Here is a 9,414-nt window from a genome sequence, read left to right as displayed (position 1 = left end):
GCAGATGCTCGGCCTCGACCTCAGTGACTGGCCCCTGGATCGTCCGGTGAGCGCGGCGGACTTGCCGGCCCCGGTGTACAACCCCGGCAGCCGCACCCACACCAACCTGTTGCGGCGCCTGATCGAGCGCGAGACCTTGCGCCTGGATGAATTGCTGTTGCGCCCGGAAGTGATTTCCGCCGCCCACTGGCAAGTGATCGGCACCGCCGAAGACGCCTTCGAACAGATCGTCGACTGGGCCGAAGCCGGTGCCATGGACGGCTTCATCGCCGCGCCGGGAGGCTCGATCCGTTCGATGCATATCTTCCTGGAACAGGTGGTACCGCGACTGGTGGCGGCCGGGCTGTTTCGCGAGGCCTACAGCGGCAGCACCTTCATGGAGCACCTTGAACAGCGCTGAGGGAGAGGGGAGCGTCCGCGGCAGACGTCTCCCGGACTACCAGTGGTCAACCAATTGCCTGACCTGCGACGCCGCGTGGCAGCGTAGCAATGCCTGACGAAAGCGCGGATTGGAGAACAGCCGGGCAGTGTCCGCCAGCAGTTCCAGGTGTTGCTGATCGGCGGGGGCGGGTACCAGCAGTACGAGGATATCGCTCACCGGTTGCTGGTCGGGGGCGGCAAAGGCCATGGCGGTCTGCGGCCGCAGGTACAGCGCATGGATGCTGTCGAGCTCGGCGAGCCGCGCATGGGGCACGGCCACACCGGCGCCGATGGCGGTGCTGGCGGCCAGTTCCCGGCGCCACAGACTGGCCGTGACCCAATCGCCGGGCAGTTGTCGGGTCTCTTGAAGATGCCGGCCAACCTGTTCGAACAGGCGCTGTTTGTTCGACACATTGACATCGAGAAGGATGTCCTCGACTTGCAGGTAGCGGGCAAGCTTGCTCATGGGCTACTCCGGGCGTTTCAGGCTTGGCTCAAGGAGAATTGAAGCGCATTTGCCTGGCCGGGTCAGTGGTTGCCAGGCAGTCTTTACGAACTCTTTAGATCGCCGGCCGTTGGCCCGATGCCGCCAGGCGCGTGTTGCCCGGCGGCTCGCTCACGGCTGTCTGGCCACAGGTAGCTGGCAGCACGCCATCCTGTAGCAGCTGGCCTGCCAGCGAAGGCCCCGCCAGACCGCCGCTCGGCTCAGCCTAGCGCGCGGCCCAGGCGTTGAAACGCTCCTAAAGACGCGCTTAACGGGAGGTTTTTTCTCACGGCGTTGCCCAGACGTCGCCCCGGTGCCAGCAGGCTGGGTAAGATCCAGATACTGGCGCAACCCTGTACCGGGCACTGGGCCCGGACCACCGTCGCAGTGCGCCCAGGAGCCCAGACATGAACAACTTCACGGACTATCGCCTGCCTTCCCTGGATGCTCTGCTGGCCTTCCAGGCGGCCGCGCAGTTGCAGAGTTTCGAACGCGCGGCCGATGCCCTGGCGCTCACCGGCAGCGCCTTGCGCAAGCGTGTTGCAGGCCTGGAGCAACTGCTGGGCCTATCGTTGTTCGAGCGCCTGGGCGGCAATGTGCTGCTGACCGTGCAGGGGCAGGTCTACCTGGAGCAGGTCAGCCCGATCCTCGCGCAGTTGCTGGCAATCCCCGGGCATCAGCGTCCGGTGCAGCGCAAGCAGCACCTGACGGTCAGTTGCCCGCCGACCTTCGCCCGTCAGGTCCTCATCCCGCGCCTGCAGGAGCACAGCCTGGCCTACCCGGACGTCGACCTGCAGATCCAGCTCAGTGCGCCCATGGGCAGTGTCGAGAGTGGTGCCTGCGACGTGCAGATCAGTGGCGATAGCGCCGAGGTCGCGCCTTGTCAGCGGCTGCTCGACGAACAACTGCTGCCCATGGCCGCACCGGCCTTGCTGGCGCATTTCCCGGGCCTGGACCCCGTGCGGGATTTCGCCCGCTTGCCCTTGTTGCGTTCACCCCTGGAGCCCTGGCGGCCCTGGTTCATGCAAGCCGGCCTGGAACTCGTCGAGCCGGGGCAGGGCCCGGCGCTGCTGGACCTGGGAATGATGCTTGAGGCGGCGGCCAAGGCTCAGGGCGTGGTCCTGGCGCGGCCCTCACTGGCCCAGGCGTGGCTGGCCGATGGGCAGCTGGTGGCGATTGGCGAGGTGCGCAGCGAACCCTCATTTCACTATCAACTGCGGGTTCGGCAGGCATCGCCGGCGGCGGAAGCCTTCAGCACCTGGTTGACCCGGGTCTGTCATGAAACCGTGCTTGAGGCGCAGGCACGCTTGAAGCACTCGCTGTAGGAAAGTTACGCCCGATAAGCGCGAAATCTTTTCCCGGTAACGCCTCGAGTAGGCCGTTAATCTCGCGCTGAACCTCAATCGGGAGCCGGGCAATGCCCATCATCACCTGTATCGAAGACTTGCGTGCAATGGCCCAGCGGCGGGTGCCGCGAATGTTCTATGACTATGTCGATGGCGGCTCCTGGACCGAGAGCACCTACCAGGCCAACCAGGCCGACTTCAGCGCGATCAAGCTGCGCCAGCGGGTTGCGCGCAACATCGAGCAGCGCTCGCTCGGCGCTCGGCGAATGGGCATCGACATGGCCATGCCGCTGGCCATCGCGCCCACTGGCCTGGCAGGAATGATCCACGCCGACGGCGAGATTCTTGCCGCCCGCGCCGCCACCGCCGCCGGCATTCGCTACACCTTGTCGACGGTCAGCATTTGCTCCCTGGAGGAAATCGCCCAGGCCATCGCCGCGCCGTTCTGGTTCCAGCTCTACGTCATGCGCGACCGCGGTTTCGTCGCCAGCCTGATTGACCGGGCCAAGGCCGCCGGATGTGATGCTCTGGTCCTGACCCTTGATCTGCAATTGAGCGGCCAGCGCCACAAGGACCTGAAAAACGGCCTGAGCATTCCACCGCGACTGACCCCCTCCAGCCTGTTGAATATCCTCGGCAAGCCGCGCTGGATCAAAGGGATGCTGAGTACCCGTCGACACCACTTCGGCAACATCATGGGGCATGTCAAAGGCGTGGATGACATGCGCCAGCTGGCCGACTGGACTTACCAGCAGTTCGACCCGCGCCTGAGCTGGGACGACATTCAATGGATCAAGGAGCGCTGGGGCGGCAGGTTGATCCTCAAGGGCATCCTGGATGTCGAGGATGCGCGCCTGGCGGCGGACAGCGGCGCCGATGCCCTGATCGTCAGCAACCATGGCGGCCGGCAGCTGGACGGTGCGCCCTCCAGCATCAGCATGCTGCCGGCGATCGTCGAGGCGGTCGGCGAGCGGATCGAAGTCTGGCTCGACAGCGGTATCCGCAGCGGCCAGGACGTGATCAAGTCCCTGGCGCTGGGTGCCCAGGGGGTCATGCTCGGGCGCGCGCACCTGTATGGCCTGGGGGCGATGGGTGAGGCTGGAGTGGCCAAGGCCCTGGAGATCATCGCCAGAGAAATGGACCTGACCCTGGCCCTGTGTGGGCACACCGATGTGCAGCATCTGGATCACCACATCCTGTTGCCGGGTAGTTACCCTCTGCCCTAGGCGGTGCTGCTCACAGCCCTGGCCAGCGGGCCGCGCTGGGCCCAGGTTGAAGCACTTGCCCTTGAGCCGGTGGTTCGCAGGTTCGAGTCTCCCGCTATCCCGCCATGTCGGATGGCTATGAAAGATTCAGGAAGGGGGCAGGGGGCCTGCTCGCAGGTCATGCAGCCGCCGCGGCCAACCTCTCATAGGGCCTCCAGGAAAGCCTTCAGTGCCTTCAGTTCGGTCCGGTCCAGCTCCAATACCTTCAATTGCGCCGACGTCACGGGAAACAGCGGGTCTTGCAGCTGCCCATCCTTGGGTACGGGCCTGGGCATGCCTGCGTTGTAGAACAGCAGCACCTGATCGAGGCTGCTGGCCAGCCCGTTGTGAAACCAGGGGCCGGTATGGCTCACCAGGCGCAGTGAAGGTGTGCGAAAGCGCCCGACATCTTGTACCCGCCCGGTGACTTCATAGCGCCCGAGGTCTTCGCGGCGACGCCCATAGAAGGTCAGGCCTGCATTGTGGAAGCGGTTGTCCTGCATCCCCGGACCGAAGTGGCAGTTCATGCACCGGGCCTTGGTGCGAAACAGGTGCAGCCCCTGCAATTGCTGGTCATTGAGGGCCTTCGCCTGCCCTCGCAGAAAACGCTCGAAGGGGGTACGTTGGGCAACCCGCAGCAGGCCACGCTGATAAGTCGCCAATGCCGCTGCCACCTGCTCGGCACCCAGCGCCTGTCCGGGAAATACCTGGGCGAACTGTGCCGGGTAGTCCGTGGTGTCACGCAGCCGGGCCACCAGTTGCGCGACGCTGAAGGCCATCTCCTTGGGGTCGACGACCGGCATCAGGGCCTGCATCTCCAGGCTGTCGGCGCGCCCGTCCCAGAACAGCTTCTTGGCCAGGCCGCTGGCCACCAGGCTCGGTGCATTGCGCCGGCCCGCGGCACGGTCATGCCCGAACGAAACCCGACGCCCATCGGCGAACCCCAGGTCCGGTTCATGGCAGGAGGCGCAGGCAATCTGCCCCGAACGCGACAGGCGCGGGTCGAAGAACAGCTGGCGGCCCAGATCGGCCTTCTGCTGCGTGTAGGGGTTGTACGCCGGGGACGGCGCCCGCTCGGGCAAGGGGCCCAGCTCTTGCCAGGCCACGCCGGCATCCACCTGCGGCGCCGGCCACTGCGCGGGGGGCCGGCTGTACAACTCGCGCAGGCAAGACGGTTCGCTCGAGGCGCAGGCCAGCACGTGCTGCGGGCCAATCACCAGCACCATGCCGAGCATGACCTGCAGACTCTTCAGGGACCGGCGCATTTCAGAACGCGTATCCGACTTCGAGCCAGTACTGGCGGCCCACCTCATAGGTCGAGACCGAGTTGCTGTTGACCGTCTGGTTGGCATTGACCGACTTCTTGTCGAGGACGTTGAACACGTCGACATTGATGAACACGTTCTGGTCCCTGGCGGTGGGAATACGCCAGCCCAGGCGCGTGTCCCAGGTCAGCGCCGCCTGGAATTTCTGTTCCTCCCAGACATCCACCGAGGTCCCCATGTAGTCCACATTGCGCCCCGTGTCGCCAATGCGCTTGTAGCCGGCGCGGTAGCGCCAGAAGTTGCTCCACTGCAGATTGGCCTGGGGGATCTCGGTGATGGTCGTCAGGCGGGCCGTCCAGGGCCGGTTGAAGTTGCTGGCCGGGCGGTCGTCATAATTGATGAAGCTGCCCTGGTACTGGATGACGCTGTTCTGGTAGTACAGGTTCTCGGCGGCGACGTAGGTCGGTGCGGAGGCCTTGCTGTCGGTCCAGTTGAGCGCCAGTTGCCCGCCGGTCTGGGTGCCCAGCAGTGTCCAGCGCTGCAACGGTGTCACCGTCAGGGTGTAGGTGTCGGTCTCGCTCTTGCCGTCGTTGGTGTAGGTGGTGTAGTTGCTCGCCAGCGTCGGGTCCGTGGAGGGCTCGCCCAAGGTCTTGCCGGACACCTGCACCACCTGGTCGCGCCCCTTGCGATTGACATACTTGAGGGCATATTCGACCCCGGCCCATTGCTGTACCACGCCCAGCATCAGCTCGTCGTCGTAGGGGATGTCCAACTGATTGAAACGCACCTGGTTGGCCGCATTGGATTTGACCACCCAGGGTTTGTCCAGGCTGTCGCGGGTTTCGTTGAAGCGCAGGCGGTTGCGCCCGTCCTGCAGCTGCCAGCTGCTGACGCTGCGCCCGTAGTAACGGTTGACGCCGGCATTGAGCAAGGTGGTGCGGTCACCGAACAGGTCATATTCCAGGGAGAAGCGCGGCGCCCAGGTGGTCTTGTCCATGTAGTCGTCGCTGTCCACACGCACGCCGGGGCGCAAGGTCAGTTGGCCGAGGGTGATCTCGTCCTGCAGCCAACTGCCCCAGGAGGTGGTGGTGAAGTCGAATTCGCCAGTGGCATAGCGGGTACGGCTTTTCATGTACTGGCCCGCCCAGCCGTTCAGGGTCCGGCCCATGTTGCAGGCGACGCTGTCGGTAACTCCGGCGCCGTTGGTGCAGGTGGTGGTGGCCGCGGGGCTGACATAGGTGCTGCTGTCGGTCAGGCGCTCGTAGCGCACGTACTGGCGGGAGAATTCCAGGCCGGTCTGCGGGCGGTGAGTCATGCCCAGCCAGTCGACGCTGCGCCAGTCGGCATTGAGCTTGTACTGCCAGGTACGTTGCTGCTGCTCGATATCACCCCAACCGCCTTCAAGGGTATTGGAGGTGGCCTTGTTGCCGATGCCCCAGTCCTTGGTGGCCGACTTGCGCCAGGTCCAGTAGTCGGCCGAATCCGATTGGCGGCTCTGTTCCTGGCCGCTCCACGCCAGGTTCTGTTCGATGCGCGCCAGGTCGCCATCCCAGACGGTGCGCAGGTTCACTTGGGTGCCGCCGGCCTTGTTGTCATAACCCGAGTTGGCCACGTTGGCACGGAAGTAGTGACTCTCCTCCGGGGCATGGGTCACGCTGGTCTCGACAGTGAGTTGATCGCTGGCTTTCCATACCGACTTGAGGAAGTAGTTGTCGATGCGCCGTTGCTGCTTCTCCTCGTGAAAGCCCATTTCCTCGACATTGTTGTAGGAGTAGAAACCCAGGGGGATGGTCGAGCGCTTCTGGCTGAAGCTGCCAAGCAGGCCGAAATTGTCGGTCAGGTGGCCCTGCAGCGTGCCACGAACGGTGACCTTGTCGAACTTGGGCTGCTCGTCGGGAGAGCCCGAGTTTTCCATGCGCTGTTCTTCGCTTTCATCGACGTGATATTGGGTCCAGGCGGAACGGGTGGTCTGCACCGAGAATTTGCCGTGCAGCGCCTGGGTCGGTGCACGGGTCTGTGCATCGATGACGCCACCGTTGAAGCCGCCATAGGCCGCTGGCACGTTGCTGTCCAGGACCGTGATGTTCTCCAGCAGGTCGGTGTCCAGTGCCAGGCCCTGGCTGCGTCCCGGTACCGCGTCCAGCAATTGCACCCGGTCTTCGGCCGGATCGATGTCATTGTTCATGTTGATGCCATCGACCAGGAAGGCATTCTGGTAGAACTGCGCCCCGTTGATGCTGATGTTGGCCGGGCCGATTTCGCCAGGGGTCTTGCTGCTCAGCTGAGCGTCGTCGAACTGCACGTTGGGATGGCTGCGCAACAGGCTGGTGATGTCGCCATTGCCCGCCGGCATGGCTTCGATCGTCGCGCGGTCCACTCGGGTTTCACCCTGGGGCAGCGACAACTCGCCAGGCACCTTGGTATTGCCCAGGCGGACCGGGTCGGTACGCGGGCGAGTCGCCCGTTGCACCATCAGCGCGTCGTCACCGATGTAGATCCACTCCAGCTGGCTGCCCTTGAGCAGTTTCGCCAGCGCCTGCTCGGCGCTCAGTTCGCCCTGCACCGCCGGAGCGTTCAGGTTGAGCAGCAGTTGGCTCTCGACGCTGATCTGCAGGCCGGTCTGCTGTGCCAGCACCATCAGCGCCGTGCTTAACGGTTGGCGTGCGATGTCGATGCTATGCCGTGTGCGATGGTCACCGGCCAAGGCCGGCAGGGACACCGCCAGCCCTACTGACAGCCACAACAGCCGCGCACTGCGCCGGCAACCCTGAAGACCCTGTGGGGGGAAAATGGACATGCTCTGGTGGACTCCCCGATAGTGCGAACAGTACGCACATGCTAATGAGAATAATTATGATTAACTCAGCGGGGCAATAAACGAACGGCGATCGAGAACTTCCAGAAAATTGTGAAATTTATTGTTTTACCGGCACTTGCGGCTCTTTGCGGATCAGCGTGAGGTAGGGGGCCGATTGCCAGAGATGCCCGCCCAACGGAGCGATCGCCAATTGCAGCGCGCTGACTGGCGAGCGCAGGTTCAGCGAAGCGGTGATACGCCGCTCGCCCAGCGCAGGGTCCGCCAATAGCAGTACACCGGGGTAATAGTCCTGCAGCGCATCAATCACCTCGGAGAGTGGCCGGTCATTGACCAGCAACTGCCACTGGCGCCAGGGGGCAACCTGGCCAGGCAACAGCCGACCGCGCTGCGGCGGGCCCTGGTCCAGGCCAAGGCGAAGGCTATCGCCCGGGCCCAGGGCCGGCACCGCAAGTTCGCCGCGTCCATCGCGAACCTGGACTGCGCCGCTCTGCACCGCCACCACCACGGCGTTGCGGCTGAGGTCCACGTCGAACGCGGTCCCTACGACCCTGACCTTGACGTCCGCGGCCTGCACCGTGAACGGGCGTGAGGCGTCGTGGCTGACCTCGAAGAACGCCTGCCCCCTGAGCAGGGTGACCGCCCGCGTACCGGGTTCGAAGTCCACTCGAATAGCGCTGTCGCTGCCCAGTTCAATACGGCTGCCGTCACTCAAGAGCACTTGTCGGTGCTCGCCGGCTGGGCTGGTATGGGCGGTCGGTGGTGTCGGCCCGGCCAGCAACAGCAGGCAGGCGGCCAGTGCAAGCGCCTTCAGTGCCCGCCGCGGCCTGTTGCGCCGAGCCCGGAGCGGGGTGGGCAAAGGCTGGGGCGTGGGTGGTTCCAGCGGCTCCAGGCCGCCACTGAGCAACCAGACTTTCTCGGCCTTGCGCCAGGCGACAGCATGGCGCTCATCAGCGGCCAGCCAGCGCGCATGGGCCTGTTGCAGTAAGGCGTCATCCGGCGCGGCGTGGCATTGCAGCAGCCAATCCATCGCCGCCTGCCACACCGGGTCGTCCTTCAGTGAACCGGATACAGGTTGAGGCAAGGGGGTATCAGTCATCGGCCAGGTGCTCCGCACAGTGGGTCAGTGCGTCACGCACCAGCTGGTGCGCCAAGCTGGTGGAGATCTTCAGCTCAGCGGCAATTTCCTGGAAGGTCAGGTGTTGCAGGCGGTGCATGTGGAAGGCCCGGCGCGTGCGCTCCGGCAGCAGTGCCAGCGCATCTTGCAGCAGGCGCAACTGGTCGCTGTGCAGCGCCTGATGCTCCGGTGATGGCGTACTCGAGGGCAGCTCGTTCAGCAGATCGGCGCCATCGGGATGACGGTTTTCCAGGGTCGAGCGCCGCAGCAGGTCAAAGGACAGGTTACGCACGATGCGGTACAGGTAGCCCACCGGGTTGCTTGGCTGTGCAGCGCTATCGGCCTGGCCGCAGAAGCGCAGCCAGGCCTCCTGGACCACTTCTTCGGCTTGCGCCCGACAACCGACAATGGGCGCCGAATAGTCGACCAGCGCGGTGCGATGGGAAAGGTAGAGCTCGAGTTTATCGCTGAGATAAGACACGGCGGCGATCATTCAAGGCGGGATCAGACGAGGGGGCGGGATTCTATCCTTGATTGCAAATGATTATCAAATGCATTTTGTGCGCCTCAATCAGCACCGCCTGAGTAAGCCTCGCGCTGGGATGGCCATGCTTCAAGGGCCTAAGGCATTCGAAAAAAACGTACTACAAGGGCTTTCTCATTGGGCACAAACCCAATAGTGATTGTTCATTTCCTGGCGTGGGTGGCGGATCGACTCTGGCC

General features: G+C 64.3%; 7 protein-coding genes and 1 pseudogene. 3 read left to right on the top strand and 5 right to left on the bottom strand.

What is annotated here, in order from left to right:
• A pseudogene (locus tag BLX41_RS34620) lies at nucleotides 1–400 on the top strand (LLM class flavin-dependent oxidoreductase); the annotation flags it as partial.
• Nucleotides 401–436: 36 nt separating this feature from the next.
• Here BLX41_RS34620 and BLX41_RS06665 read toward each other — a convergent pair.
• Nucleotides 437–886 (bottom strand): PTS sugar transporter subunit IIA, encoded by a 450-nt coding sequence (locus BLX41_RS06665; protein ID WP_123724269.1) that lies wholly within the window; start codon nucleotides 884–886, stop codon nucleotides 437–439.
• Between the two features lie 425 nt (nucleotides 887–1,311).
• Here BLX41_RS06665 and BLX41_RS06660 point away from each other — a divergent pair, with 425 nt between their 5' ends.
• Nucleotides 1,312–2,229: a LysR substrate-binding domain-containing protein gene (locus BLX41_RS06660; protein ID WP_123724268.1), complete on the top strand. Its 918-nt coding sequence runs from the start codon at nucleotides 1,312–1,314 to the stop codon at nucleotides 2,227–2,229.
• Between the two features lie 92 nt (nucleotides 2,230–2,321).
• Nucleotides 2,322–3,476, top strand: a complete 1,155-nt coding sequence (locus BLX41_RS06655) for an alpha-hydroxy acid oxidase (RefSeq protein WP_123724267.1) — start codon at nucleotides 2,322–2,324, stop codon at nucleotides 3,474–3,476.
• A gap of 182 nt (nucleotides 3,477–3,658) precedes the next feature.
• On the opposite strand, the gene BLX41_RS06650 is transcribed toward BLX41_RS06655, so the two are convergent.
• The 4 genes from BLX41_RS06650 to BLX41_RS06635 form a co-directional block, all read right to left on the bottom strand.
• Nucleotides 3,659–4,759 (bottom strand): cytochrome-c peroxidase, encoded by a 1,101-nt coding sequence (locus BLX41_RS06650; protein WP_123724266.1) that lies wholly within the window; start codon nucleotides 4,757–4,759, stop codon nucleotides 3,659–3,661.
• Between the two features lies 1 nt (nucleotide 4,760).
• Nucleotides 4,761–7,556, bottom strand: a complete 2,796-nt coding sequence (locus tag BLX41_RS06645) for a TonB-dependent receptor (RefSeq protein WP_185073424.1) — start codon at nucleotides 7,554–7,556, stop codon at nucleotides 4,761–4,763.
• Between the two features lie 118 nt (nucleotides 7,557–7,674).
• Nucleotides 7,675–8,673, bottom strand: a complete 999-nt coding sequence (locus BLX41_RS06640; RefSeq protein ID WP_259744493.1) for a FecR family protein — start codon at nucleotides 8,671–8,673, stop codon at nucleotides 7,675–7,677.
• Nucleotides 8,666–9,184, bottom strand: a complete 519-nt coding sequence (locus tag BLX41_RS06635) for a sigma-70 family RNA polymerase sigma factor (RefSeq protein WP_123724263.1) — start codon at nucleotides 9,182–9,184, stop codon at nucleotides 8,666–8,668. The genes BLX41_RS06640 and BLX41_RS06635 overlap by 8 nt, the downstream gene beginning before the upstream one ends.
• Nucleotides 9,185–9,414: the final 230 nt, after the last annotated feature.

This window comes from Pseudomonas protegens (genome assembly GCF_003732485.1).
Classification (GTDB): domain Bacteria; phylum Pseudomonadota; class Gammaproteobacteria; order Pseudomonadales; family Pseudomonadaceae; genus Aquipseudomonas; species Aquipseudomonas protegens_B.
Note: the sequence above shows the minus strand (reverse complement) of the source record. Positions and strands in the feature narration are given on the sequence as shown.